This is a genomic window from Nocardia elegans NBRC 108235, assembly GCF_001612845.1.
GTDB classification, from domain to species: domain Bacteria; phylum Actinomycetota; class Actinomycetes; order Mycobacteriales; family Mycobacteriaceae; genus Nocardia; species Nocardia nova.
The window spans coordinates 57,448-83,904 of record NZ_BDBF01000025.1; the positions used below are offsets into that span (position 1 = coordinate 57,448).

Below are 26,457 nucleotides of genomic sequence, written 5' to 3' on the forward strand. Positions count from 1 at the left end.
GAATCGTTTCATTCCCGCGGTGCGCGCACTCGCCGCGCGGCTGGGACGCGATGTCTGATTTCCGCCGGTATTCGATCCGGGGCTCCGGCAGATTGGGGAGCGTACGGATCGAATACCGAAAGGATCAGCAATGACGGTCTACACGACGACGGCGAGTCCGCTAGGTGAGCTCATGCTCGTCGGCGAGGTGCGCCCGGGTGGTGTCGCCCTCACCGCCCTGTCCATCGCGGGCGGGAAAGGTGTTGTAGCGCAACCTGATTGGATCGAAGATCGCGCACCGTTCGAATCGGTCGTCGACCAGCTCGACAGCTACTTCGCCGGGCGGCGCACCCGCTTCGAACTCGACTGCGCGGTCGAGGGCAGCGAATTCCGGCGTCGGGTGTGGCAGGCGCTCGACGACATCCCGTACGGCCGCACGGTGACCTACGGCGACATCGCCGCCCGGGTCGGTGCGCCGCGGGCTGCGGTGCGGGCGGTCGGGGCCGCGATCGGCGCCAACCCGGTTCTGATCGTGCGACCGTGCCACCGGGTGATCGGCGCGAACGGCCGCCTGACCGGCTATGCGGGCGGGCTCGAGCGCAAGCGTCAACTGCTGGAGCTCGAACATGCGGCGTGAAAACGGTCCGGCAGCGACCGGACCGGGACTTACCGCGACGTCGTTCGGTGCTCGGGTGGATGCGCAGGACTGGACGCGGATGGCGGACGACCTCGACGAGCACGGGTACGCGCTCAGCGGCAGCCTGCTGAGCGCGGACGAATGCCGCTCGCTCGCGGCCCTGTACGACGAGGACGGCCGCTTCCGCTCCACCATCGAGATGGCGCGCCACCGTTTCGGGTCCGGCGAATATCGCTACTTCACCCACGATCTGCCTCCGGTGGTCTCCGAGTTGCGCGCCGCGCTGTATCCGAAACTGCTGCCCATCGCGCGGATGTGGGCGCAACGACTGGGCCGCCCCGGTTCGTGGCCGGACGAGTTGGACGACTGGATCGCCCAGTGCCACCGGGCCGGGCAGAACCGCTCGGCGCAGATTCTGCTGCGCTACGGCCCGGGCGATTGGAACGCGCTGCATCGAGACCTCTTCGGCGACATGATCTTTCCGCTGCAGGTGGTGGTCGGACTGGATGCCGCCGGCTCGGATTACACCGGCGGTGAATTCCTGATGGTCGAACAGCGCCCGCGCGCCCAATCCCGCGGCGCGGCAGTCACTCTGCCGCAGGGGCACGGGCTGGTCTTCACCACCCGCGAGCGCCCGGTGCGGTCCACCCGCGGCTGGTCGGCCGCGCCCATGCGCCACGGCGTGAGCGTGGTGCGCAGCGGACACCGCCATACTCTCGGCCTGGTTTTCCACGATGCGTGAGGGCGGCGTCGACAGGGGTGTCGATGGATGACGGGGACCGCGCTCCGGCGCGGTATTACGTGCTGCTCAACTCCGACGCCGTGCCGTACCGCAGCCCGACCGCGGGCACGATCGGCGGGCATCGGCGTCAGCGCATCTACGGGCGGCTGGACTGCCCGGCGGCACTGCGCGCCCTGCGCCGCGGCAAATACGCCGCATACCGGGTGTTCTTCGCCGACGAGGCCACCGCCGTCGCCGCCGGATACCGGCCGTGCGCGCGGTGTCTGCCGGAGGCGTATCGGCGCTGGAAGTCCGAGCGCTCAGATGCTGCGCTGCCGCCGCCGGATCGGCGGCCGGGGCGGACCGATGTGCCGGTGCACCAATTGCAGGGCGGCCAGCAGGATCAGCGAGAATCCGGTGGACAGGTAGTCCTCGGTCAGCACGCCGAGCACGGCCAGGCCGCCGAAGACCGGTAGTTCCAGCCAGGAGCACCAGGCCAGTAGTCGTAGCCGGGAGGCGTGGGAATCGAGCCAGGCCAGTCCGTCGTCGACGATGTCGGCGGCCGTGTCGAACTCGACCAAACCGTCGCCCACCTGCACGAACCGGTGTACCGCCTGCTCGCGACTAATCCGCCCCAGCCATACCTCGTCGATGAGCCGCTTACCTTCGACCGCAACTTCCGTGACGACCGCGTCCATTCTGCGCCAGTCCCTTTCCAGTTGGTCTCGCAAAGTGTAAGCGCCGAGAGCCGCAATCACCCCGCAATCCGGCCCTCCCATCGCTGGGTCGCGCCACGCCACCCGGCCGGGACCGCCCGCGGTTCCCGGGCGATCGACGCGAATCGGACAGCGCCGCAACCCGTGCGGGTCCGGCCTGGAGGCATCGCCGAAAGTCTTGGCGACGAACGCAATTCGATATCCGACGCAATAACCGGGGGAGTGTTCCGACTTTTCGAAATAAGGTATGGAATACCTTCCTGTGCAATGGTTTACCTAAATTCGGGCAGCCTTTCTTTGCTGGCGAGGAAAAGGCGGCCGGGTTATTTTTGTCTGGTGCAAGCGGATACGGCGGTAATGGAGAGTGTGGTCCGGCCGGAAACTCACGGACCGGGTTTGTCGGTACGACTGAATTGGCTGCGGGCCGGGGTGCTGGGTGCCAACGACGGAATCGTCTCCGTCGCAGGGATTGTCGTGGGTGTGGCGGCCGCCACTACGTCGACGTCGGCGATCGTCACCGCGGGCGTCGCGGGACTCGCGGCGGGCGCGGTGTCGATGGCACTGGGCGAGTATGTGTCGGTGAGCACACAGCGCGACAGTGAGCGCGCGGTGCTGGACGTGGAACGGCGGGAACTCGCCGAGGACCCGGCGGGTGAGCTCGCCGAGCTGGCCGCCATCTACGAGGGCAAGGGCCTGACGCCGGCCACCGCGTGGAAGGTCGCCGAGGAGTTGACGGCCAAGGACGCGTTCGCCGCCCATGCCGAGGCCGAATTGGGCATCGATCCGAGCGAGCTGACCAACCCGTGGCATGCCGCGCTGTCGTCGGCCTCGGCGTTCACCATCGGGGCGTTGCTGCCGCTGCTGGCCATGCTGGTACCGGCGGCGATCCGGGTTCCGGTCACCGCGACGGCGGTTCTGGTGGCACTGGCCGCGACCGGCGCCGTCGGCGCCCGTCTGGGGCAGGCGCCGGTGGGGCGCGCGACGATTCGCGTGCTGGCGGGTGGTGCGCTGGCGATGGCGACGACCTATGTGGTCGGCCACCTGGTCGGTATCGCGGTCTAGCGGGCGGTCGGGGCGGCAGGCGAAATCAGCGGTTCCGGAACCGGTTTCCCACGCGCAGCCGGTCCATGACCGCGCGCATCTTGGCTTGCCGGTGCGGATCGCCGATCCGGAATTCGACGTGCACGACGGGATGGGATGCGTCGATCAGCGCCACGGTTTCGCGGTCCGTGGAGTGAGCAGCGCGGGGTGAAGCGGTCATAACTCCCAGTGTGCACCCGCGGCTATTTTCTGGCAATGTGTTCTGCCGCTCTGTCGCTTTCGAAACCCAATCGAAATGCTCGGGGATGCAGTCGCTTACACCGCCGCGCTGCCGCCGCTCACGACCGGGAGCCCACCAGCTCCCGTTTGCGGGCCTCCCGGGCCAGCGCCCGGTCCCGCTGTTCTTCGAAACGCGCACAATCGTTTCGCAGTTTCTCCAGGAATTCCCCGAGGGTATTGCGCGCCCGGTCGCCGCGCGCGGTGAAGTCGTTGCGATCGAACACATTCCACTTGCGCAACACCGGCATCACCACTTCCTCCAGATGCTGGCGCAGATCGTAGATTCCGTGTTTTGCCATCAGCACGCCGTTGCGCCGCCAATCCGGCATTCCGGCGCCCGGCATCTGGAAATTGCACACGATATCGGTAATCGCCTCCAGCGCCTGGTCGGGCGCCAGATCCAAAGCCGCCGCGCACATATTGCGGTAGAAGATCATGTGCAGATTCTCGTCCGCGGAGATGCGCGCCAGCATGCGGTCGGCGACCGGATCGTCACAGACCTTGCCGGTGTTGCGGTGTGAGACGCGGGTGGCCAGTTCCTGGAAGGTCACGTAGGCGACCGAGTGCACGAATCCGGTGTCGGCCCGCTCCACCACGCTGGCCTTGCCGCTTTCGCGCACGAGTTTCATCGCGTCGTAACCGTTGGTCATATGGACCATCCGGGCCCGTTCCAGGGCCACGGGGTCGACCGCGCGGGTCACGACCAGATAGTCGCGAATCGCGATGCCGTGCCGGTTCTCCTCGGCCGTCCAGCGCCCCACCCAGGTTCCCCAGGCGCCGTCGGTGGAGAAGTTCTCGGCGATCTCGCGATGGTAGGACGGCAGATTGTCCTCGGTGAGAAGATTCGTGACCATCGCGGCGCGGGCGAGTTCGCTCAGTCGTGACTGGGCGGGGTCCCAATCGGTTCCGCCGAGGGCGGCGAAATTGCGTCCCGCATCCCACGGGACGTAGTCGTGCGGATGCCACGTCTTCGCCATCGACAGATGCCGATGCACGTTGCTCTCCGCCACTGGCTCGAGTTCCAGTAGCAACTCGAGTTGGGTGAGATTCCTGACCACGGTGTTGCCCTTCCTCGTTGTGGATCGCCGTGCGACGCTGCGGGAAGAAACCGGTACAGTGCAGTCACGACCGGGTTGCCGGGTGGCACGCAGGGCTGTGCCGGTCGTGTTTCGTCTCGCTAATGTAGCCGCTCCACCGCCACCGTTGTCGCTCCAGCTTGTATTCGCCGCAGTGTTGCCCCTGTTCCGCAGTGTTGCCTGTCGAAAGTGAGCCGAGAATGACGGTTTCCAGCCGTATGCGCTACCGCGATGTCGTCGTCACCAGCCTGGCCGCGACCACGTCCATCGCCGGTGATGTCGACTCCACGTGGAAGGGACTGTTGAACGGTGAGAGCGGAATCGACGTACTCGACGACGGTTTCATCGACCAGTTCGAACTTCCTGTCCGCATCGGCGGTCACCTCAAGGTCGTTCCGTCCACCGTTCTGAGCCGTGAGGAGACCCGCAGGCTGTCCTACGTCGAGCAGATGGCATTGGTGCTGGGGCGCGAGGTGTGGCGCAACGCCGGTGCGCCCGAGGTCGATCCGGAGCGGCTCGGCGTCTCCATCGGCACCGGGCTCGGTGGTGCGGAGGCGTTCATCGACGTCAAGGACAAGATGGCCAACGGCGGATATCGTCGGGTCAGCCCGCTCGCGGTCCAGATGATCATGCCCAACGGCGCGGCGGCGGTGGTCGGGCTGGAGTTGGGTGCCAAAGCCGGTATCGCGACCCCCGTTTCGGCGTGTTCCTCGGGGTCGGAGGCCATCGCCAACGCGTGGAAGATGATCGTGATGGGTGATGCCGATGTGGTCGTGACCGGCGGGGTGGAGGGGTCGATCCAGGCCGTGCCGATCGCCGCGTTCACCATGATGCGGGCGATGAGTACGCGCAACGACGATCCGAAACGCGCCTCGCGCCCCTTCGACACCGATCGCGACGGATTCGTCTTCGGTGAGGCCGGCGCGATGATGGTGCTCGAATCCGAGGAACACGCCCGGGCTCGCGGCGCCACCGTGCACGCCCGGCTGCTCGGCGCCGGCCTCACCTCCGACGGTTTCCACCTGGTGGCGCCGGATCCGGACGGCACGGGCGCGGCGCGGGCCATCACCCGCGCGCTGCAGACCGCCGGATTGTCGAAAACCGATGTGGGACATGTGAACGCGCACGCCACCGCCACCCCGATCGGCGACACCGCGGAGGCCCGTGCCATCGCCGCGGCGGTCGGCAATCACGCCTCGGTCTACGCGCCGAAATCGGCGTTGGGACATTCCATCGGCGCCGTCGGGGCACTGGAATCGGTGCTCACGGTGCTGTCCATTCGCGACTGCGTCGTCCCGCCCACGCTCAACCTGGACAACCAGGATCCGGATGTCGATCTGGACATCGTCAAGGGCCAGGCCCGGGCGGGGCGGATCGACTACGCGGTCAACAATTCCTTCGGATTCGGCGGCCACAACGTGTCGTTGACCTTCGGCCGGTATTGAGTTGCCCGCCGGAGCTCCGCCGAGTGCGGGCTCCGGGCTTTCGTTCCTGCGTGACTGTCCGTGCGTGACGTTCGTGCGTGAAAAGGATGAGGGAATGATCGGCGAGACCTTCGATGACTATCTGGACGAACACGGCAACATCAAGATCCTGGGCGATGCGACCCTGATCGATTTCGTCGACAAGCACAGCGCGGCGAACGGGGACGAGCTGGCCTACCGCTACATCGACTATTCGCGCGAGCGCGACGGTGAGTACCACGAGCTCACCTGGCGTCAGTTCGGTGCGCGGTTGCGGGCGGTGGCCGCCCGGTTGCAGCAGGTGACCCGGCCGCGGGATCGAGTGGCCATTCTGGCGCCGCAGGGCCTGGACTACGTGGTGGCGATGTTCGCGGCGGTGTACGCGGGCAATATCGCTGTGCCGCTGTTCGATCCGGACGAACCCGGCCACACCGACCGGCTGCACGCCGTCCTCGGCGACTGCCGGCCGACCGCGATTCTGACCGCGAGTTCCGCGGCGGCCGGGGTGCGCGAATTCTTCCGCGGCATGCCGACGGGTCAGCGTCCGCGCATCATCGCCGTCGACGCGATTCCCGACAGCGTCGGCGCGGGCTGGACCGCACCGGATATCAGCATCGACAGCGTCGCGTATCTGCAGTACACCTCCGGTTCCACCCGCACGCCCGCCGGGGTGGAGATCACGCATCGCTCGGTCGGCACGAATCTGCTGCAGATGATCGACGCGCTCGGCATCGACGAAACCGCCCGCGGCGTCACCTGGTTGCCGCTGTTCCACGACATGGGCCTGCTGTGTGTGATTCTGCCGGCGATCGGCGGCAAGTTCATCACCATCATGTCGCCGAGTGCGTTCGTCCGGCGGCCCTATCGCTGGATCAAGGAGTTGGCCGCCGCCTCCGACGGCGCCGCAACCTATGCCGCCGCACCGAATTTCGCGTTCGAGCACGCTGCGACGCGCGGACGCCCGAAGGCGGGTGAGCACCCCGATCTGTCGAATGTGATCGGTCTGATCAACGGCAGTGAGCCGGTGTCGGTGTCGTCGATGGCGAAATTCAACGATGCCTTCATGCCCTACGGATTGCCGAAGACGGCGATCAAACCGTGCTACGGGATGGCCGAGGCCACCCTGTTCGTGTCGGCCACCCGGCGCGAGGACACCGCGCGGGTCGTCTACGCCGACCGCACCCGCCTCAATGCCGGACACCTGGTCGAGGTCGCCCCGGATGCGGAAGACGCCGTGGCACAGGTGTCCTGCGGATATGTGGCGCGTTCACAGTGGGCGGTGATCGTCGACGACAACGGCGCCGAACTGCCGGACGGCCGGGTGGGCGAGATCTGGTTGCACGGGGAGAACATGGGGATCGGCTACTGGGGTCGTGCCGAGGAGACCGAGGCGACCTTCCACAACCGGCTCAGCGCTTGGCAGCCCGTTGGCAGCCATGCCGAAGGTGCTGCGCCACAGGCATATTGGATGCGCACCGGGGACTACGGCGTGTATCACGACGGCGAGTTGTACATCACCGGCCGGGTCAAGGATCTGGTGATCGTCGACGGGCGCAACCACTATCCGCAGGATCTGGAGATGTCGGCACAGGAGTCGTCGGCCGCACTGCGGCCGGGTTTCGTGGCGGCGTTCTCGGTGCGCGGTGACGAGCTGCCCGCCGAACTCGCCGCCTCCGGGGCCGGAGGCGAACATCTGGTAATCGTGGCCGAACGGAAAAGTGGCGCAGCGAAACTCGATGCGGGGCCGGTGGTGGCGGAGGTGGTGCGGGCGGCGATTTCGGCGCGCCACGGGGTCACCGTGCGCGAACTGCTCCTGGTGCCGGCCGGATCGATTCCGCGCACGTCGAGCGGGAAGATCGCCCGACGTGCCTGCAAGGCCGCATATCTGACGGGAACCCTGCGCGGCGGCCACCGCCAGCAGGCCTTCCCGGACGTCTCCGACGACTAGCCGTGGCGGAGTGGGGGAGGCTGATTAGGTGAGGCAATCCTCGTGTGCCCGTTGAGATGTCCTCTGGGCACCGGATTGTCCGGTACTTGTCCGTCGGCGACGCCCCGTTGCGGAGTTACCGTGTAGCTACGTCAACATGTAGAACCGGATATGGGGCAATGTCATGGAGTTGTCTACCGATTATCTCATTGTGGTGATGGCACATTCGGCGCCCACCCGGCCATTGACAGTGGAGCGTGCGCATCAGGTGATGCAGTTGCACACCGATTGTTCGACCGACGGCTGCGGTATCAAGCAGGCGGCGTTCGACGCGCTGGTAACCGCCGGGCATATCGTGCCCGACAGTTGCCGGCGCCGCGGGTAGCGTGCGTCGGTCGGCGTCGGGGACGCCGACCGGCACACGTGATCCGATCGATCCTCAGAGTCGTTCGATGACGGTGGCGTTGGCGAGACCACCGGCCTCGCACATGGTCATCAGGCCGTAGCGGCCGCCCGACTGTTCGAGGTGGTTGACCAGCGTCGCGAGGATGCGGACGCCCGAGGCGCCGAGCGGATGCCCCAGTGCGATGGCGCCGCCGCGGGGGTTCAGCTTGGCCGGGTCGGCGTTCAGTTCGTGTGCCCACACCAGCGGGACCGGCGCGAAGGCCTCGTTCACCTCGTAGGCGTCGATGTCGTCGATCGACAGACCGCCGCGCGCCAGGACTTTCCGGGTCGCGGGGACGACCGCGGTCAGCATCAGCAGCGGGTCGTCGCCGGTGACGGCGAAGGAATGGAAGCGGGCGCGCGGGCGCAGGCCGAGTGCGGCGGCCTTCTCCTCACTCATGATCAGGGCCGCGGAGGCGCCGTCGGTGAGCGGGGAGGAGTTGCCCGGCGTGATGGACCAGTCGATCTCGGGGAAGCGGGCCAGATACTGGTCGTCGGCGAAGGCGGGACGCAGACCGGCCAGGCCCTCGACCGTGGTGGACGGGCGGATGGTCTCGTCGGCCCGCAGGGTTCCGGCCGCGACGATCTCGCGATCGAACCCGCCCGAAGCGGCGGTCTCGGCGGCCAGCCGGTGCGACCGGGCCGCGAATTCGTCCAGTGCGGCGCGGTCGAACTTCCACCGCGCGGCGATCACCTCTGCCGAAATGCCCTGCTGCACAAGCCCTTCGGGGTAGCGATGGGCGATCGGACCCCGATTGGCGTCGGCGCCCTGGCCGTTGGAGAACATCGGAACCCGCGACATCGACTCCACACCGCAGGCGATGGCGATGTCGTAGGCGCCGGCGATCACCCCCTGAGCGGCGAAGTGCGCGGCCTGCTGACTGGAGCCGCACTGGCGGTCGACGGTGGTAGCGGGGACGGCCTCCGGAAATCCGGCCGCGAGCACTGCCGTACGGGCGATGTTGAACGCCTGTTCCCCGCTCTGCGTCACACAGCCCGCGATCACATCGTCGACCAGCGCCGGATCCAGGTCGTTGCGTGCGACCAGGTCGGACAGCACTCCGGCCAGCAGGGTGGCCGGGTGGACCTGGGACAGGCCGCCACCGGTTTTTCCCTTACCGGACGGGGTCCGGACGACATCGACGACGACTGCCGTGGTCATAGCCACTCCGATCGATCAAAGTTACTCGAGGTTCTGCTATAAGTTAACACCGATTCGCTTCTTTTCCGAGAGTGGCCCGGTCTGCCGGCGGTCTGCGGCCCGGCGGCGGCGCGGCTCGCGGGCGTCGTCGGCTGCTGCGCGGTCCCCGGATGTGGCAGACTCGGCACGGCACGATGCGGCCGGTCGACGACCGTATGTGGAAGGTGATGCGGGAGTTGGGATGGCGAGTGCGCTGAGCGCGATCGAACAGCAGGTGGCCGACCACAGACGGGCCGCCGCTCAGGAACGATCGGCCGAGGCCGAACTGCGCCTGGCGACGTCGCTGTGCGAGCTGGCCAAGGCCTGCCTGGACACCAAGACCGAGGGCGCCGACCGCGACCGCGCGCCGGCCGCGCTGGAACCCGCCCAGGAGGCGGTGCTGATCCGGCTGCACTGGCTGACCGCCGGTCATGTGACCGCGCAATTCGCCGGGCAGGTCACCGAGGCGTTGCGACTGTTCGAACAGGCCGCTCGCACCATCGGCCATCGTGAACTGGCCACCGCGACCATCCGTCAGGCCTGCGACGCGTATCACCAAGTGGCGCAGAACTATCCGATGGCGGCCGGGGTGTGTGCCGACGGTCTGTCCAAATGCGGGGTGTGGCTGTGCCGGCTGGATCCCGAGTCGGCGGTGGCGGCCAGTGCCGAGGCGGTGCGCATCCGCGCGGGCCTGTTCGCCGCCAATCCCGATCAGGCGGGCCGCTATCTGGCCAGCCTGAACATGCTGTTGCGCACCCTGATGATCGGCCGCGCGCGCAAACAGGCCCTGGCGATGTATCGCGAACGGTATTCCGCGTGGACCACGCCGGAGATGACCACCCGGTTGCGTGAGACCTCGATCGATGAACTCGAGTTCACCAGCAAAACCCATGCCGCCCTGGTGAAATTGGAATGCCCGACGCTCGAGCGCGCCGGATATCTCACCCAGCAGCAGATCCTCTACCAAACCGCCGGCGATCTGACCACGATCGAGGAGATCAACTGGAAGCTCGGCCTGGTCGGGCTCAAACCCCTCGCGGCCGGTGCGCTGGCGGACCCACCGTCCAAGCCGATGGAGATCGCCACCTCCTACGGTGCGTTGAGCGTGCGCTGCGCCGCCGCCGACGCGGTGGCCCGGGTGCGCGCGGCGGTGATCGAGGCCTATGCCGCCGACGGCGCGCATCCGGTGGACAGCAGCGCCTTCGCCGGGGTCGGCGAAACCCATTGGCATATACCCGATCCCGTCCTCAACGCCGATTCGAACCTCGGTGACGACGTGGTGCTGCTGCAGCGCGCGGGCAGCTGGGTGCATGTACTGAGCCTGTTCTGGGAACTCGCGCCCACCGGGAAAAACCCGCTGGCGCTGCGGCTTTCGCGGCAGTGGCCGGTGCTCGCGGTCAACACCATCGAGAATCTGACCTACGAATTGTGCTGGTACGCCGACGGTGCCGCGCGGCAGTTCGCCGCCCTGGGCCGCCCGGCCGGACAGGAGCCGCTGGACACTCCGCTGGCGCCGTTGGACTTCGCGATGCTCGCCGACTACGGCGCCGACTACGCCTCCGAAACTCAGGTCCGGGCGGCGTTCGGCAACTCCGGCATGTTCGCCAAGCTGACCAACTTGCCCGCCAGTGGAATCCGGCAGGCGGGGCAGGCGCGTGCCCTGGCCGATTACGGCGACCAGATCCTGTTCTTCCGCGGCGGTCCGCGGCAGGACTGAGCCCGCCCCGCGTTCCCTGTCACCGCGGGCGGTTACCGTCGACACCATGACACTCTCGGTCGGATGCGCGCAGTGGACCCACGAGGCGTGGCGCGCGTATCAGCCGGATTCGCGGCGGCGGCTGGGCGGTTATGCCCGGTACTGCACGGCGGTGGAGGGCAACACCACCTTCTACGCGACGCCGAGTCCGGCCACCGTGCGGTCGTGGGTCGAGCAGACGCCCGACGATTTCCGGTTCGTGCTCAAGCTGCCGAGGACCATCACCCACGAACGCCGGATGCGCGGTGCGGAAACGGAATTGGCGGAATTCCTCAGCGCGGTGGAACCGCTGGGGCCGCGCATCCACGCGCTCTGGGCGCAATTGCCGGCCTCGTTCGGGCCGGACGATCTCGGCGTGCTCGCCGGACTGCTGCAGCGCCTGCCACGCCGGTACCGCTGCGCGGTCGAGGTGCGCCACCGCGCGTTCTTCGCCGATCCCGAGGCGGCCGACCGGCTGGAGTACGTGCTGGAACGGGTTGGCGCCGAATGGATTCCGTTCGACACCACCACTCTGTTCGCCGCGCCGCCGCGCAGCCCGGCTGAGTACGAGGCGAGCGCGAAGAAGCCGCGGCTGCCGCGCCGCTTGCGCGCACTGACCGACTATCCGATCGTGCGGTATCACGGCAACGACGATATCGAGGCGACCGTCGCCGGCTGGCGGCCGTGGCGCGACCTCGTCGTCGAGTGGTTGCGGGAAGGGCGGTCGCCGACGGTATTCGTCCACACGCCCGACAATGCGGATTCGCTACTGCTGGCCCGGCGGTTCTACGATGACGTGCGGTCCGCCGGCGCGGAACTGCCGGCCCTCGTGGATCCGGCGCCGATCGAGCCGATGACGTTGTTCTGAACGAAATGAACCACCGCCGTACGCCGTCTGTATAGTTGGCGTCGGCAACTACTTGTACGCGCTAAGCAAGTATGCAGATCTGGGAAAAGGGACACCCGATGACCGCTGCCGGCCTTGACCGCACCGTCACTGCCACAGCGCTCGACGACGCTGATCGACTCGGCGCCCAATTGATCCGGTTCGTACGCGCGGTGAATCGCGCCAAGACGCAGCTGTCCAAGACCGGCCCGGACGGACTGGAGAAACTCGCCTACGCCATGCTCTTCTGTCTGGTTCACGACGGACCGCAGCGGACGGGCAAGCCGGCCGAGCAATTGCACGCCGAGATCTCCACCATCAGCCGGCAGACCAGATCTCTCGTGGCACACGGCCTGGTCGAGCGTCGCGCCGATCCGATCGACGGCCGGGCATGCGTACTGGCGGTGACCGACGAGGGTCTTCGGGTGTTCGCCGAGAATCGGCGCTTGCGCAACCTCTGGATCGCCGAGGTGATGGCCGATTGGCCCGCCGCGGACAGGTCCACGCTGATCGCATTGCTCGACCGGCTCAACTGCGGTATCGAATCAACCCCACCATCGACGGCCGAACCGAAACAGGGCTTGGAAATATGACCACTTCGACCACTCGGGAGCCGGCGGCGCAGCCGGCCCCGGGCGCCGCGCCGGGCACACTCTCGCATCGGCAGATTTTGACTATTTTGTCCGGTTTGTTGCTGGGGATGTTCTTGGCGGCGCTGGATCAGAATATTGTGAGTGTGGCGATTGTCCGGATCGCGAATAGTTTGCATGGTTTCGATCAGCAGGCGTGGGCGACGACGGCGTATTTGATTACGGCGACGATTTCGACGCCGTTGTACGGCAAGTTGGCCGATATTTATGGGCGTAAGCCGTTTTATTTGCTGGCGATCGGTATTTTCGTGGTGGGGTCGGCGGCGTGTACGTTCGCGACGTCGATGTATGAGTTGGCGGCGTTCCGGGCGTTCCAGGGTTTGGGCGCCGGTGGCCTGATGTCCTTGGCGTTCACCATCATCGGCGATATCGTGCCCGCTCGCGAACGCGTGCGGTATCAGGGCTACTTCATGATGGTGTTCGGCACCGCGACGGTCGCCGGCCCGGTGCTCGGCGGCTTCTTCTCCGATTACGACACGTTGTGGGGGATCGACGGCTGGCGCTGGGTGTTCCTGGTGAACGTGCCGATCGGCGTGCTCGCGCTGGCCGTGGTCGCGAAGGTACTCAACGTGCCGCACGAGCGGCAGCGGCATCGCGTGGACTGGTTCGGCGCGATCGCGCTGGCGATCTGTGTGGTGCCGTTGCTGATCGTCGCCGAACAGGGCCGCGGCTGGGGCTGGGAATCACCGCGGGCGCTGCTCTGCTACGGAATCGGCGCCGCCGGTGTGCTCTTGTTCCTCCTCGTGGAATTCCTGATGAAGGATGCCGCGCTGATTCCGTTGCGGCTGTTCCGGAATTCGACGTTCTCCATCACCATTCTGGGCGGTTTCATCGTCGGTATCGCGATGTTCGGCGCGATCAGTATGGTGCCGCTGTATCTGCAAGTGGTGCGTGGTTATTCGCCCACCAAGGCGGGATTGCTGATGCTGCCGCTGGTGCTGGGCATCATGATCGGCTCGCTGATCGCCGGGCAGATCACCAAGCTCACCGGCCGGTACAAGATCCTGCCCGTGCTGGGTACTTTCATCATCGCGTGCGGGGCGGCGCTGTACGCGCAGGTGCATTACGACAGCCCGCTCTGGCAACCGCTGGTGTACAGCGCGGTCATCGGCTTCGGACTCGGTGGCTGCATGCAGACGTTGATCATCGCGGCGCAGAATGCCGGTCCGCGGTCGGATATGGGTGTGTCGACGGCGTCGGCGACCTTCTTCCGCCAGATGGGCGGCACGCTGGGCGTCGCGGTGTTCCTGACGATTCTGTTCAATCTGTTGCCGCACAAGATCATCGACGCCTTCGGTGGTGTGCTGCCACCCGGATTCGACGCGGGGAAACTCGACCAGTTGCAGGCCAACACCAGCGGCATCGCGGCGCTGCCGGCGCAGGTGCGCGATCCGATTCTCATCGGCTTCACCGAATCCCTGCACGGCGTCTTCTACGCCGCCGCCGGGGTAGCGTTGCTGGCCTGTGTGGTGCTGCTGTTCATGAAAGAGATTCCGCTGCAGGACAGTCCGACGCCACCGGCGCAACCGCAGCGCGCGGAGTCGGCACCGGATGAGCCGGCCGTGCTCGACCTCGACGCCGCGCCCGCCGACGACGCCGAGACGGCAGGGTCGGAGCCGGAAGCCTGGGAGCGAGAGCGGTTGCGGGAGGATGACGAGGGAGCCGCCCGGCCGGAGCCGGCACCCGCCGGAACGGGGGCGCACGCCGCGTTCCCGGAGAGCGCCGGCGACGCGCCCCTGTCCGGACGCATTCACCGCGAAGACGGGCAACCGGTATCCGGCGCGGCGCTGACTCTGATCGACCAACGGGGACATCAGGTTTCCCGAGCCACGACCGACAGCGCGGGCGCCTATCGCCTGAGCGCGCCGGACCAGGGGAACCACGTGCTGATCGTGTCCGCCGAGGGGCATCAGCCCGCCGCGGTGAACGTCGTGATCGGTGCCGAGCCGCAGACGGCCGAGCTCACCCTGCTGGGCGCGGGGGAGCTGTCCGGCATCGTCACCGAGGGGCCGGGCCGACCCCTCGCGGGCGTGACCGTCACGCTGACCGATCGGCGGGGCGAGGTCGTCGGTGCGGCGGTGACCGGACCCGACGGCGCCTACGCCTGTCACGGCATCGTCGCCGGCACCTACACCCTGGTCGCGGTCGCCGGACATCGCAGGCCCGATGCCACGACGTTGACCGTGCCCGCGACCGGCATGCTGCGCTACGACATCGAGCTCGCGCCGACGGCGGTGCTGTCGGGCCGGGTGCGCTCCGAGCGTGGCCCGGTCGCCCATGCCCACGTCGCGGTGCTGGACTCGGGCGGCACGATGGTGGCCGCCGCGTTGACGGACGGCGACGGTCGCTACCGGATCGACGATCTTCCCGCCGGCGACTACACGGTGGTGGGGCGCGGCTATCCGCCCGCCAGTGCGCGCGTCGCGGTCGACGGCGAGCGGATCGCCCACGACCTGCGGCTCTGCTACGACGGCGCCGCCGACAGATCGTGATCGGTATGCCGCGGCCGGTGCAGCGAGACCGGGGTGCGGTGGGCGTGCGGTAGGTGTGGGTGGCCTCGGACCGGGCCGTATTCGGTGGTGCTCGCCCCCCTGTCGCCCGGCCCGATATCCCCGGGCTCGATATCGCCCGGTCCGATTTCGCCGGATCGCAGGGCGGTGCGCTCGAGGACCCGGGCGCACAGCCGGATCACCGCCTCGTCCAGGGTGATGCCGAGTTCGGCGGCGTGCAGGGTGGCCATCTCGACGGCCCCGAGGTCGTCCACGAAAGCCGGATCGGACAGGATTTCGTCGACGATCATGCCGCTCAGCGCCTGCTCCTGGGTCAGAAGCTCGCCGGGCAGCCAGCTCAGCAGCCACTGCCCGGGAAGTGAGGGCAGACGCTGGGCAGATTCCGGGGTGACATCGCTGGTCATCAACCAGTCGGTGATATGAAGCGTCATGGCATTCCCCTTCCACCAAGCCGGCCGCTGCGGCGGTCGTTGCCGCTCCGATAAACGGAGAGCCGGTGGCTATAGCTAAATGCTAAGGACGGCTTTCCGGGGCTGTCAACTAAGCATCTGTGCTTATCTGAGATATCTTCGGGACCTCAATGCCCATCTTGAATCAGATATGCCCAGCGAATATCCGAATTGATTACCAGTGATGGGTACGAAGGGGTGAAAGTTGGCTTCGCGGAAGGAGTTCGGGCGCCTTGTGGCAGAATCCGCAGCGGGCCCAGCGCATTCGAGTTATCGACGAGCGGTGTTCGAGGTGCGTTCATCGGAGTAATGAAAAATTGATGTTTAGCTGATGATGCAATGGGCCACATGTGATTAGAATTCCGCATCGTGACACAATCTGACCCAGACGGTGGCGAACGGATCGGCGAACTGGTGCGCCGGCTCCGTATCGAGTCCGGTCTCACCCAGGCCGCGCTGGCCAAACAGGCGGACTGTTCACGCAGCCTCGTGCAGCAGATCGAGAACGGCACCCGGGTGCCGCCGCTGCCGCTGCGGGAACGTTTGAGTTCTGCGCTGGGGCAGGAACTTCCGATGGACGGCGTCGCCGGCTCGTCCGAACCCGGCGGGCATTACGACCTGCGGATGCGTTTCAACGTGCTCCTCGGCAAGGACCCCGCGGTGGTGGATCGCGTGCTGACGATCGCCCAGACCGTGCTCGACGCCCGGGGTGCGCGCGAGGAGGTGGAGCCACTGCGCCTCATCGCCGCCCGCCAGCTCGAACGCGCGGAAGAGCTGCTGGCGCAGATACCTTCGCGCAGTGCGACGGTGTGGGAGTGGAATACGGTCAACGACTGGCTGACCATTCTGGAGCAGGCCGAGCAGTCCGTCCGCGCGATACACACCGCCGACCTGGGCACCATCGGTGGTGACGTCGGCGACGACTACCACGCCGCGATCGTGCGCCTCGCCGATTCGGTGCACGAGCCGCGAGTCACGGTGCGGCGCATGTACGTTCTGGATCGCATCGAGGATGTGTGGCCATACGACGACAAGTTGTGGTGGCAGGCGCGCTCCGGTGTCGAGAGTGTGCTGGTCAAGCGCGAGCACGCGCGCAATGCGCAGAGCATGCTCGTCGTCGACGACCGATACGTCTGCGTAGGGGAATACGACTATTCACGGCAGACCCGGGTCGCGACGCGTTTCTCGGTGCTCAAACACGATGTGTCATTCGCGGTCCGACGCTTCGAGAAGCTCTACGACCTGCGGCGCATCGGTTCGGCGATCGTGGTCAACGATCTGCTGGCCGATCCGCGACTGGCCCGATTCGAGCGTCTGGGTGACGGCGAGGGACGGGAGTTGTTCCGCGAGACGCTCGTTCGAGCGTGGAACGAAATCCCGACGCCGGGCCAGGCGCCGCTGGAAACAGGGCGGCTGTGACGACCGGCCCCGGGCATGCCGAGCGCGCCGCCGCCGCGCTGATTCTGCGTTCGGAGGAGCGCAAGAAGGAACTGCGCCGGCAGCTGCCGGAGAGCGTGCCGTTTCTCGGCCGATCCGGTCGCCGGTACCACGGTGTGCTGGACGCATATCACGGCGAGACCGGATTCGAGATCGATCCGGCGGCGGCGCGCGCCCTGCGGCGTGCGTGGAACGATCTGGCGCCCCATCGGATCCGGCGCCGCGGCCTGCCGGACTACGACAAGCGGCAACCGCTGGAGTTGCGGGAGTCGGCCGCCGCCCACCTGTTCGACCGGCTGCACCGCCCCGCCGACGGAGTGGCCGGCGTCCGGGTCCGTCCCGAAGAGGTTGTCGTCTGCCCGTATTCGAGCATGCTGATGCTCGAGGAGGTGATCGCCACGGTCGTGCGGCCCGGCGGCGTGATCGTCTGTCCCGAGGGCTTCTACAAGAACTTCGCCACCCACATCGCGAAATTCGATGTACGAGTGGTGGTTCCGGAGGCGACGCCGGACGACTCGTTCCGGATCGATCCGATGGCACTGGCCCGCGAACTGGAACGGCACGGTGACACCGTCTGTGCCGTGCTGCTCACGCTGCCGGGCAATCCCGTCGTCACGCGGTACTCCTCGGACGAATTGCGCGAACTGGCGGCGGTTCTGGTCGCCGCCGATGTTCCGGTGGTCTGCGATATGGCCTTCGACCGGATCGTCGGCGGGCATATTCCGCTCGCCGCGCTGGAGGTGCCGACCGCGCAGGGTCCGGTCCGGCTGTACGACCGGATGGTGACCGTCACCGGTAATTCCAAGGGCTACAACGCCTTCGGCCCGTGCAAGCTCGGCGCGGCCTGCTCCGGGGACTCGCGGTGGCTGGAGCGTATCCGGGCGCGACTCACGATCGCTTTTCAGCGTGAGAGTACGCATCTGGTGCGCGCGGTGCTGGACCATACGCCCGACGCGTATTTCGAGCACAACCGGAAGCTGGTGCGCGAACAGTTCGACACCGCCTTGGAGCGGATCGCGGCGATCAATGCCGAATTCGGATCGAACACACTGCGACCGTTGGGTTCCGGGGCCAGCATGTTCCTGTCCGTGGTCGCCGATTCCGCCCTCTTGGACGCGGCCGGGGTGGGCGACAGCGCCGCATTGGAGGATCTGCTGCTGGCCGGCGCGGGAATCGACAGCGTCGCGCTGGGCCGCACCGGATCACCGCGGCGGGGTGTGCGGCTCAACGTCCTCGCGCCCCGGCACGGCCCCGGCACCGAGTCCCGGGAGTTGATCGACGAACTGTTCGACCGGCTCGGCGGGCTCGTCGCCGACCTGGCCGGTGGTGCCACCTACCGCGACATCCTGCGTCGGCGCGGTATCGCGGAGCCACCGGCGTGATCGTCGGCGTGCTGCGCGAAACCGCCGCGCGGGAACGGCGCGTGGCGCTGACACCGGACGGTGTGCGATGCCTGACCGTGGCGGGGATGCGAGTCGTCGTGGAGGCGAATGCCGGGCGGGCGGCGGGCTTCGGCGACGCGGCCTACCGGTCCGCGGGGGCTGCCGTCGCCGTGGATCCGGTCACCGTGGTCGCGGCCTGCGATGTGCTGGCGTGGGTGAAGCCGACGACCCACGATCTGCGCACGATGTCGCGGCGGCCGCACCTCACGTTGATCGGCTTCCAGGACCCGCTGCGGCGAGCCCCGCAGATCGCCGAACTGCGTGAATTGGGCGTGGAATCGATCGCGTTCGAACTCTTTTCGCGCGAGTCCGGTGAATTGGACGCGCTCTCGGCGATGAGCCGGATCGCCGGCAGCGTGGCCTATCTCGCGGGCCGGCGGCTGGTGCCGCGCACCGTGCGCCGGCCGATCCGCTCACTGATCCTGGGGTGCGGGCAGGCGGGACTGTCCGCCGTCGCGGCGGCAGCCGCCTGCGGGGCCGAACCCCCGGTGGTGCTGGGGCGCCGGCCCGAACTGCGGCAGGCACTGGATGCGCAGGGCCCCAATGTTTTTCACTGGTCCGAAGAGGTCGACGCAGCCTGCGTCCTGGAGCGGATCCGCGCGGACAAACCGGATCTGCTCTTCTGCGCCGCGGTGCGCCGTGGACAACGGGCGCCGCTGCTGGTCGACCGGACCGCACTCGACGCGCTCGGCGACGGTGCGGTCGTGGTCGACCTGACCGCCAAGGCCGGTGGCAACTGCGCGGCGACCGTCACCGACGCGACCGTGGTGCTGGGCAACGGCGTCGTGGTGACCCACCGCTCGAACTATCCGGCGCGCCGACCGGCCCCGGCCAGCCGGGCCTACAGCGCGGCGGTAGCCGCGTCGATACTGCGATTGGCGGACTCCGGGCTGCCGGAGGCTCAGACGGCCTCGAACGCCTCCGCCACGATCGGCCGGACCTGATCCATTCGCGCGCCCGGCTGTTCGCGCCGCACCGACGTCATATCCACATCGGGCAGTCCGCAGGCGACGGCCCACTGCCACGGCTCCAGATCGCCGTCGACGTTCAGCGCGAATCCGTGACTGGTGACGCCGCGGCTCTGCCGCATGCCGATGGAGACGATCTTGCGGCCGGTCTCGACGGTCCACACGCCGGTGAGCAGTTCCGAACCCGGCGGGGTGTCGCGGCGTTGCGCCCGTATGCCCAGCCGGTCGAGTGCGGCGACCAGGCGGTGCTCGACCTCGCGGATGTAGTCCACCACGCCCTCGCCGTCCCCGAGTTTCACCACGAGATATCCGACCAGCTGTCCCGGGCCGTGATAGGTGAGCTGCCCGCCGCGGGTGGTCTCGACCACCGGAATCCCGTGGTCGGGATCGGGGAGATGCGCACTCGGCGTCCGGCGCCCGATCGTATAGACCTGCGGGTGACTCAGCAGCCACAACGTATCCGGTCGTTCATCGCGCTGGCGCTGTTCCACCAGTTCGGCCATGCGCTCCATGGCCTTGTCGTAGTCGACGAGTTCGTCCTGGATCAGTGTCAGCGGCCGCGACCTCATGCTCCGAGAATACGACCGGGGTCGACAGCGAACTCGCGCAGTAGTCGTCAGAACGCTTCGGTATTCAGCTTGTCCCGCGGCGGCAGCGCGTCGCCGGGCAGCGTGACCCGATCGATGGGAAACCCGGCGTCGAGGCTGGACAGCTGGCCGGTGTCGCCGCGCAGCGTCAGTTCGTCCCCGCCGAGGGACAGATGCTCCAGCTCGGTCTCGGTGGCGGCGGGCGCCGGGTGGCGCCGGTTGTGGACGATGCTGCTGAGGTAGGCCGCGGCGATGATCCCCACTCCCAGCAGGCCGGTGACCACCTCGTTCAGATGGTGGCCGGTGGAGACCAGCAGGATCGCCGCGAGCGCGCCGATCGCCCAGTGCGCACCGTGTTCGAGGTAGATGTACTCGGCCAGGGTGCCGCGCCGGACCAGGTAGACGGTGATCGAACGGACGAACATCGCGCCGATCAGACCCAGTCCCAAGGCGATGACGATCGGATCCGCACTGATGGCGAAGGCGCCGATCACGCCGTCGAAGGAGAACGAGGCGTCCAGCACTTCCAGATAGATGAAGCCGAAGAAGGCGGCGCGCCCGGTCAGAAGGGCGGCGCGCGAGGGGCCCTGGCCGGGCTGCTCGTTCTCGAAATGCGCGCCGAGACCGTCGACGAGGAAGTAGGTGGCCATGCCCAGAGCGCCGGAGACCATGACGACGTCGGCCTTGTTGTTGGGGGCGAGCACACCGGCGGTGAGCACCAACGCGATCAGCGCGATCACCACCGTGAACATCGAGAACCGCCCGATCCGCGCCAGCGGTCGCTCCAGCCAGCTCAGCCAGGTGACCTCACGCTGGGTGCAGATGTAGTTCAGGAACAGCAACAGCAGGAACATGCCGCCGAAAGCCGCGATCTTCGGATTGGCGTCGTTGAGCAGCGTCTCGTAACTGGGCCGGCCGTCCGGGAAGAACGGCGCGCCGCCGGCGGGAGGGTTCATCGCCAGCCGCAGCGCCTCGATCGGGTCCAGATGCGCCCCGATCGCGACCACCACCAGTGGGAACACCAGGCGCATACCGAAGACCGCGATGACCATGCCCACGGTCAGGAAGATGCGCTGCCAGAACGCGCTCATGCGTTGCAGGACACTGGCATTGACCACCGCGTTGTCGAACGACAGTGATACCTCGAGAACGCCGAGGGCCGCGACCAGCACCACGGCCTCCGGCCCGCCGTACAGCAGCGCGACGACGAGAGACGCCGCGGCAACCAGGAACGACAGGGCGAAAACTCGCACGAACATGCCGATGCCTTTCGTCAATTCGACACCCGCGGGGGGTATGACCTCGCGGGTTACAGCATTCAGAGTGCTCGCAACCCTGCCTTCGATTGTGACAGTTGAAGTGGTCCGGCGACAATCGAGGGCTAGTACCAGTGGTGGGACTGCCAGAACGCCCAGGCACCGTCGGGGCTGCCGTACCGCTCGACCATGTAGTCGTAGGTCCAGCGGATCTGGGTCACCGGGTTGATCATCCAGTCCACCCCGTGCGAGGCCATCCGCTCCGGCGGCAACGCCTGCCCGAGACCGTAGGCGCCCGATTCCGGATTGACCGCGAACGGGTTCCAGCTGCTCTCGTGCGTGATCACGTTGTCGAACGACGGGAACTGCGGAGCCGGGACGATCGTCAGGGCGACCGTCTTCATCGGCAGGCCCAGCAGCAGACCCGCGGTGGCGGAACCGGAGGATCCCGCCGAACCCGAGGCCGAACCGGATGCCGATCCGGAGGTGTCGGCGCACGCGGGCCCGCAGTCGGCGCCGGCCGTCGCGGCGAGGGCCACCGGCGCGCCGACCAGCCACAGCGCGCAGAATGCGGCGAGAGCGGCGCGGCGACGCTGAGGCGCTGGTGTCGTCTCGGTCACAATTTGGCCGGCGGTCCGAGCGGGGTCGAAAGATGGCGGCGAGGTTGCCGAGTCGATCGGCGCTGCGAAGGCGGCCGGAAAATGCGTTGCGGAATCCGCGGTGTTCGGGGTCTGATTTGTCGGCTGGGCCGGAATTCGGGCGGGCTCGATTGGCGCAGACATGGTCAGCTCGGTCCTTCCGCGTCGACTTGCCGATCGATCAGAGTCGGAAATGCGACAGTTCGAGCAAACCATCGGTAATCCCGGGATGTCCGGATTGCTCTCGGCGTGTCCGGGCCGGTGTTCCCTGGTGTGGGCCGGGGTACGTGCGAGTGGGTTCCGAACGTATGTATAGTTGGCCTCAGCAACTAGTTGTACATGCTAATCAAATGCGTCGTGGGGAGAAGGAAGCTCGGTCATGGTCGTCGATGCCCGTGATCCCGGCGCCGGCGTCACCGAACAGGATGTGGCCGATCGACTCGGCGGTCAGCTGATCCGGTTGATGCGGGCGATCGGCAGAACCAAATCGCACATAGCCAAGTACGGTCCGGACGGTCTGGAGCGATCGGCCTATTCTGTACTGTTCTGCCTGGTCCACGACGGTCCGCAGCGGACGGGAAAGCTGGCGGACACTCTGCATACCGAAACATCGACCATCAGCAGGCAGACTCGATCGCTGGTGGCACATGGCCTGGTGGAACGCCGGGCCGACCCCGTGGACGGCCGGGCCTGCGTGCTGGCGCCCACCGCCGAGGGGGTGCGGGTCTTCGAGGAGAACCGTCGAAACCGCAACCGCTGGCTGGCCGAGGTGATGGCCGAGTGGCCCGCCGACGAGCGGGCCAGATTGACCGATCTCCTCGAGCTGCTCGTCAGCGGCATCGAGGAATCCACAGCCGAAAAATCCACTGCAACAGCCGATTCGAATTAGGGCTTACATACACATGACGACTTCGACCAGTGAGGCTCCGCCGGCGCAGCCGAACGCTCCGACCGTCGCGCCGCCGGCGGACGTGCGACCGTCTCTGTCGCATCGGCAGATTTTGACTATTTTGTCCGGTTTGTTGCTGGGGATGTTCTTGGCGGCGCTGGATCAGAATATTGTGAGTGTGGCGATTGTCCGGATCGCGAATAGTTTGCATGGTTTCGATCAGCAGGCGTGGGCGACGACGGCGTATTTGATTACGGCGACGATTTCGACGCCGTTGTACGGCAAGTTGGCCGATATTTATGGGCGTAAGCCGTTTTATTTGCTGGCGATCGGTATTTTCGTGGTGGGGTCGGCGGCGTGTACGTTCGCGACGTCGATGTACGAGTTGGCGGCGTTCCGGGCGTTCCAGGGTTTGGGCGCCGGTGGCCTGATGTCGCTGGCCATGACCATCGTGGGCGATATCGTCCCGCCGCGTGAACGGGCCCGCTACCAGGGCTATTTCATGATGGTCTTCGGCACTTCGACCGTGCTGGGCCCGGTGCTCGGCGGTCTGTTCTCCGATTACGACACCCTGTGGGGGATCGACGGCTGGCGCTGGGTGTTCCTGGTGAACGTGCCGATCGGCGTGGTCGCGCTCGCGGTCGTGGCCAAGGTGCTCAACGTCCCACATCAGCGGCAGAAGTTGAATGTCGACTGGTGGGGTGCGATCGCGCTGGCGATCTGTGTGGTGCCGTTGCTGATCGTGGCCGAACAGGGCCGCACCTGGGGCTGGGGCTCCGGCGATTCGGTGATCTGCTACGCCGTCGGCGCGGTGGGCCTGGTGCTGTTCATCGGGGTGGAGTACCTGATGAAGGACTCCGCGCTGATTCCGCTGCGGCTGTTCAAGAATTCCACTTTCTCGGTGGTGATGATCGGCGGCTTCATCGTCGGTATCGCGATGTTCGGCGCGATCAGTATGGTGCCGTTGTATCTGCAGGTGGTGCGCGGCTATTCGCCGACCGAGGCGGGTCTGCTGATGCTGCCGCTGGTGCTGGGCATCATGATCGGGTCGATGATCTCCGGCCAGGTCGTCAAGCGCACCGGCCGCTACAAGATCCTGCCGGTGGTCGGCACCTTCCTGGTGACCGTGGGCGCGCTGCTCTATGCCCAGTTGCACTTCGACAGCGCGATGTGGCAGGTGCTCGCGATCGGCGCGCTGGTCGGTCTGGGCTTGGGCTGCTGTATGCAGACGTTGATCATCGCGGCGCAGAATGCCGGTCCGCGTTCGGATATGGGTGTGTCGACGGCGTCGGCGACCTTCTTCCGGCAGGTCGGCGGCACGCTGGGCGTCGCGGTGTTCCTGACGATTCTGTTCAATCTGTTGCCGCACAAGATCACCGACGCCTTCGGCGGTCACCTGCCGCCCGGACTGGACGCCGGCAAGCTGAACCAGTTGCAGGCCAACACCGCCGGAATCGGCGCGCTGCCGCAGCAGATCAAGGATCCGATCCTGATCGGATTCACCAACTCGATGCACGGCGTCTTCTACGCCGCGGCGGGCGTGGCCCTGCTGGCCTGCATTGTCATGATGTTCATGAAAGAGATTCCGCTGCAGGATGCTTCGGCGCCCGCCCCGGCGCCGAAGGATCCGGTCGAGGCGGCCGAAGCCGAATGGGCCGAGAACCAGGTGTGGGAGGGTGCCGCCCAGGCGCTCTCCGAGCCCGAACCGGTTCTCGCCGCCGCGGCGGCGGGTCGGCACGCCGCGGCCAACGGGCACGAATCACATCGAATTGCGGAGGTTTCGGCGATGACAAACACTCCTGTCGTCAACTCCCACGGCAGCGGCCACGCCATCGGCGGGCAGGTGCGTCGGGCCGACGGCCGACCGGTCGCGGGCGCCGCGCTGACACTGATCGACCAACGCGGACACCAGGTTTCGCGTTCGACCGGCGACAGCGGCGGGCGCTACTCGATCGAGCCGCCCGGCGCGGGCAACTATGTGCTGATCGTCTCCGCGAACGGTCACCAGCCCGCCGCGGTCAATGTCACCGCCGACGGCCGCACTCAGCGCCTCGACCTGACCCTGCAGGGTTCGGGCGAGCTGTCGGGGACGGTCCGGACCACTGTGACGGGTCAGCCGCTGGCCGGTGCGACCGTCACCCTCACCGATCTGCGTGGTGAAGTAGTGGGTGCGGCGGTCACCGACGAGTCCGGCAACTACCTCTGCCACGGGGTGGTCTCGGGGACCTACACCCTGGTCGCGGTGGCCGAACACATGCGCCCGAGCGCGACCGCGCTGGTCGTGCCCGACAGTGGCCTGTTGCACCACGACATCGAGCTCTCGCCGATGGCGGTGCTGACCGGAACCGTGCTCGCCGACGGCGGTGCGGTGCCGGACGCGGAGGTCACGATGCTGGATCGCTCCGGAACCCCGATCGGGACCACTCGCACCGACGAGAACGGGCAGTATGTACTGACCGACCTCAGCGAGGGTGAGTACACGGTGGTCGCGCGCGGATATCCGCCGGTGACCAGCCGGGTCGCCGTCGGCGGCGGCGAGGTCGAGCACGATGTCCGGCTGGGTTACGACGACGGTGACGAGGACGAGCGCCCGGCCGCCGGGCCCACCGGAGTCGCCGGCACCAACGGTGCCGCGACGAACGGAGAACGGAACGGGGTCCGGCACAATGGTGTCGAGCCCAGTGGTGTCGATCAGAACACGGAGCACTCATGAGCGGTTTGACCGCACAGGTTCGCAATTCCGATGGCTGGCCGGTGCCGGGTGCGCTGCTGACCGTGACCGATCTGAACGGTCGCCAGCTCGCCCGTGCGGTGGCCGACGAAACCGGGGCCGCGGCGACCGAGCCGCTGCCCGCCGGTATGCACACCGCGGTGGTGACCGCCCCCGGTTATCAGCCGGTGGCGCAGATCGCGCGGATATCGGCTTCCGGCAGCGGGCAATTGGGTGCGGTGGCGTTGCAGTCGGAGGCGAACTCCCTCGGCACGCCGGCACCCGGCCCGTGGACCATCGACCCGGTGCATTCCACGGTCGTGGCCACCGCCCGCCACCTCGGTATCGCGAGTATCAAGGCGCGGTTCGCCGAGGTCGGCGGCCGGCTGGACGTGGCCCGGAACTTCGAGCAGACAACGGGTTTCGCCGAGATCAAGGCGGCCAGCATCGACACCGGAATCGGGATGCGCGACGACCATCTGCGCTCGGCCGACTTCCTCGATGTCGAGAGTTACCCGCTGATCGGATTCACCGGAACCGGATTGCGGCGCACCGGCGCCGACACCTGGGTGATGCCCGGTGAACTGGAGTTGCACGGTCAGCGCCGCCCGGTGGAGCTGGACCTGACCTACGGCGGGTCGGGACCCGATCCGTGGGGCGGGGTCCGCGCCGCATTCCATGCCGAGACCCATTTGCACCGCAACGATTTCGCGATCGACTACAACGCCGTCGTGCGCGCCGGTGTGGCCGCGGTGGGCACCACGGTGAAGATCGAGCTGGATATCGAACTGGTGCAGGGAGATTCGCTACCGCAGATGTAGCGGCGGGCCGGGCCGG

Annotated in this window: 24 protein-coding genes and 1 pseudogene; 17 read left to right on the plus strand and 8 right to left on the minus strand. The window is 67.2% G+C overall.

Annotated elements, in window-relative coordinates; genetic code table 11:
• Window positions 1–130 precede the first annotated feature (130 nt).
• The 3 genes and pseudogenes from NE2_RS18595 to NE2_RS37165 form a co-directional block, all read left to right on the plus strand.
• Complete coding sequence (locus tag NE2_RS18595) at window positions 131–616, plus strand: methylated-DNA--[protein]-cysteine S-methyltransferase (RefSeq protein WP_063027867.1); 486 nt, start codon at window positions 131–133, stop codon at window positions 614–616.
• The gene (locus NE2_RS18600; RefSeq protein ID WP_084494140.1) at window positions 606–1,358 is read left to right on the plus strand and encodes a 2OG-Fe(II) oxygenase; all 753 of its coding nucleotides are present in this window, start codon (window positions 606–608) and stop codon (window positions 1,356–1,358) included. Before NE2_RS18595 ends, NE2_RS18600 begins: the two co-directional genes overlap by 11 nt.
• 23 nt (window positions 1,359–1,381) lie before the next feature.
• Window positions 1,382–1,657: pseudogene (locus NE2_RS37165) on the plus strand (Ada metal-binding domain-containing protein); the annotation flags it as partial.
• Here the strand turns inward: NE2_RS37165 and NE2_RS37170 are convergent.
• Window positions 1,658–2,035: a hypothetical protein gene (locus NE2_RS37170; RefSeq protein WP_030516063.1), complete on the minus strand. Its 378-nt coding sequence runs from the start codon at window positions 2,033–2,035 to the stop codon at window positions 1,658–1,660.
• A 375-nt stretch (window positions 2,036–2,410) separates the two neighbouring features.
• On the opposite strand from NE2_RS37170, the gene NE2_RS18610 reads away from it, so the two are divergent.
• Complete coding sequence (locus NE2_RS18610) at window positions 2,411–3,115, plus strand: VIT1/CCC1 transporter family protein (protein WP_063027871.1); 705 nt, start codon at window positions 2,411–2,413, stop codon at window positions 3,113–3,115.
• Window positions 3,116–3,140: 25 nt separating this feature from the next.
• Here the strand turns inward: NE2_RS18610 and NE2_RS35760 are convergent, their stop codons facing one another.
• Both NE2_RS35760 and NE2_RS18615 read right to left on the minus strand, forming a co-directional pair.
• Window positions 3,141–3,314, minus strand: a complete 174-nt coding sequence (locus tag NE2_RS35760; protein ID WP_156055668.1) for a hypothetical protein — start codon at window positions 3,312–3,314, stop codon at window positions 3,141–3,143.
• Window positions 3,315–3,432: 118 nt separating this feature from the next.
• The gene (locus NE2_RS18615) at window positions 3,433–4,431 is read right to left on the minus strand and encodes an acyl-ACP desaturase (RefSeq protein ID WP_063027873.1); all 999 of its coding nucleotides are present in this window, start codon (window positions 4,429–4,431) and stop codon (window positions 3,433–3,435) included.
• Between the two features lie 218 nt (window positions 4,432–4,649).
• Between NE2_RS18615 and NE2_RS18620 the strand changes: the two genes are divergently transcribed.
• The 3 genes from NE2_RS18620 to NE2_RS18630 all read left to right on the plus strand — a co-directional run bounded on the left by NE2_RS18620 (window position 4,650) and on the right by NE2_RS18630 (window position 8,224).
• Window positions 4,650–5,894: a KasA/KasB family beta-ketoacyl-ACP synthase gene (locus tag NE2_RS18620; RefSeq protein ID WP_063027875.1), complete on the plus strand. Its 1,245-nt coding sequence runs from the start codon at window positions 4,650–4,652 to the stop codon at window positions 5,892–5,894.
• A gap of 94 nt (window positions 5,895–5,988) precedes the next feature.
• Window positions 5,989–7,860, plus strand: a complete 1,872-nt coding sequence (gene fadD32 / locus NE2_RS18625) for a long-chain-fatty-acid--AMP ligase FadD32 (protein ID WP_063027959.1) — start codon at window positions 5,989–5,991, stop codon at window positions 7,858–7,860.
• 163 nt (window positions 7,861–8,023) lie between these two features.
• Window positions 8,024–8,224 carry a hypothetical protein gene (locus NE2_RS18630; RefSeq protein ID WP_030516058.1) on the plus strand — a complete coding sequence of 67 codons (201 nt, stop codon included), beginning with the start codon at window positions 8,024–8,026 and terminating at the stop codon, window positions 8,222–8,224.
• 54 nt (window positions 8,225–8,278) lie between these two features.
• Here the strand turns inward: NE2_RS18630 and NE2_RS18635 are convergent, their stop codons facing one another.
• Window positions 8,279–9,445 carry a thiolase family protein gene (locus NE2_RS18635; protein ID WP_063027877.1) on the minus strand — a complete coding sequence of 389 codons (1,167 nt, stop codon included), beginning with the start codon at window positions 9,443–9,445 and terminating at the stop codon, window positions 8,279–8,281.
• Between the two features lie 220 nt (window positions 9,446–9,665).
• On the opposite strand from NE2_RS18635, the gene NE2_RS18640 reads away from it, so the two are divergent.
• From NE2_RS18640 to NE2_RS18655, 4 genes are all read left to right on the plus strand, one after another.
• Window positions 9,666–11,180: a hypothetical protein gene (locus NE2_RS18640; protein ID WP_063027879.1), complete on the plus strand. Its 1,515-nt coding sequence runs from the start codon at window positions 9,666–9,668 to the stop codon at window positions 11,178–11,180.
• Between the two features lie 46 nt (window positions 11,181–11,226).
• A complete protein-coding gene (locus NE2_RS18645; RefSeq protein ID WP_063027881.1) occupies window positions 11,227–12,066 on the plus strand; it encodes a DUF72 domain-containing protein in 840 nt (279 codons plus the stop codon).
• Window positions 12,067–12,164: 98 nt separating this feature from the next.
• Complete coding sequence (locus NE2_RS18650; RefSeq protein WP_063027961.1) at window positions 12,165–12,677, plus strand: MarR family winged helix-turn-helix transcriptional regulator; 513 nt, start codon at window positions 12,165–12,167, stop codon at window positions 12,675–12,677.
• Entirely contained in the window at window positions 12,674–15,226 is a 2,553-nt protein-coding gene (locus NE2_RS18655) for an MFS transporter (protein ID WP_063027883.1), read from the plus strand. Before NE2_RS18650 ends, NE2_RS18655 begins: the two co-directional genes overlap by 4 nt.
• Here the strand turns inward: NE2_RS18655 and NE2_RS18660 are convergent.
• Entirely contained in the window at window positions 15,199–15,675 is a 477-nt protein-coding gene (locus NE2_RS18660) for a hypothetical protein (RefSeq protein WP_063027885.1), read from the minus strand. The two genes, NE2_RS18655 and NE2_RS18660, sit on opposite strands and share 28 nt — an antisense overlap.
• Window positions 15,676–16,062: 387 nt before the next feature.
• Here NE2_RS18660 and NE2_RS18665 point away from each other — a divergent pair, with 387 nt between their 5' ends.
• Genes NE2_RS18665 through NE2_RS18675 form a run of 3 tightly spaced genes read left to right on the plus strand, consistent with a single transcriptional unit; the run spans window position 16,063 to window position 19,516 of the window.
• Window positions 16,063–17,112, plus strand: coding sequence for a helix-turn-helix domain-containing protein (locus NE2_RS18665; RefSeq protein WP_167356749.1), 1,050 nt, complete (start codon window positions 16,063–16,065; stop codon window positions 17,110–17,112).
• Window positions 17,109–18,512 (plus strand): pyridoxal phosphate-dependent aminotransferase, encoded by a 1,404-nt coding sequence (locus NE2_RS18670; protein ID WP_063027889.1) that lies wholly within the window; start codon window positions 17,109–17,111, stop codon window positions 18,510–18,512. The genes NE2_RS18665 and NE2_RS18670 overlap by 4 nt, the downstream gene beginning before the upstream one ends.
• On the plus strand, window positions 18,509–19,516 hold the full coding sequence (locus NE2_RS18675) for a Rossmann-fold NAD(P)-binding domain-containing protein (protein WP_063027891.1): 1,008 nt from the start codon (window positions 18,509–18,511) through the stop codon (window positions 19,514–19,516). The genes NE2_RS18670 and NE2_RS18675 overlap by 4 nt, the downstream gene beginning before the upstream one ends.
• Here the strand turns inward: NE2_RS18675 and lipB are convergent.
• The 3 genes from lipB to NE2_RS37175 form a co-directional block, all read right to left on the minus strand.
• Window positions 19,474–20,109 carry a lipoyl(octanoyl) transferase LipB gene (gene lipB, locus NE2_RS18680; protein ID WP_030516050.1) on the minus strand — a complete coding sequence of 212 codons (636 nt, stop codon included), beginning with the start codon at window positions 20,107–20,109 and terminating at the stop codon, window positions 19,474–19,476. The genes NE2_RS18675 and lipB overlap by 43 nt on opposite strands.
• Before the next feature lie 47 nt (window positions 20,110–20,156).
• Window positions 20,157–21,386 carry a DUF475 domain-containing protein gene (locus NE2_RS18685; RefSeq protein ID WP_084494144.1) on the minus strand — a complete coding sequence of 410 codons (1,230 nt, stop codon included), beginning with the start codon at window positions 21,384–21,386 and terminating at the stop codon, window positions 20,157–20,159.
• A gap of 122 nt (window positions 21,387–21,508) precedes the next feature.
• Window positions 21,509–22,003 carry an aggregation-promoting factor C-terminal-like domain-containing protein gene (locus tag NE2_RS37175; RefSeq protein ID WP_233429819.1) on the minus strand — a complete coding sequence of 165 codons (495 nt, stop codon included), beginning with the start codon at window positions 22,001–22,003 and terminating at the stop codon, window positions 21,509–21,511.
• 397 nt (window positions 22,004–22,400) lie between these two features.
• On the opposite strand from NE2_RS37175, the gene NE2_RS18695 reads away from it, so the two are divergent.
• Genes NE2_RS18695 through NE2_RS18705 form a run of 3 tightly spaced genes read left to right on the plus strand, consistent with a single transcriptional unit; the run spans window position 22,401 to window position 26,441 of the window.
• The gene (locus NE2_RS18695; RefSeq protein WP_062963508.1) at window positions 22,401–22,910 is read left to right on the plus strand and encodes a MarR family winged helix-turn-helix transcriptional regulator; all 510 of its coding nucleotides are present in this window, start codon (window positions 22,401–22,403) and stop codon (window positions 22,908–22,910) included.
• A 13-nt stretch (window positions 22,911–22,923) separates the two neighbouring features.
• Window positions 22,924–25,623: an MFS transporter gene (locus NE2_RS18700; protein WP_084494145.1), complete on the plus strand. Its 2,700-nt coding sequence runs from the start codon at window positions 22,924–22,926 to the stop codon at window positions 25,621–25,623.
• Complete coding sequence (locus tag NE2_RS18705) at window positions 25,620–26,441, plus strand: YceI family protein (RefSeq protein WP_030516045.1); 822 nt, start codon at window positions 25,620–25,622, stop codon at window positions 26,439–26,441. The genes NE2_RS18700 and NE2_RS18705 overlap by 4 nt, the downstream gene beginning before the upstream one ends.
• The last annotated feature ends 16 nt before the right edge of the window (window positions 26,442–26,457 follow it).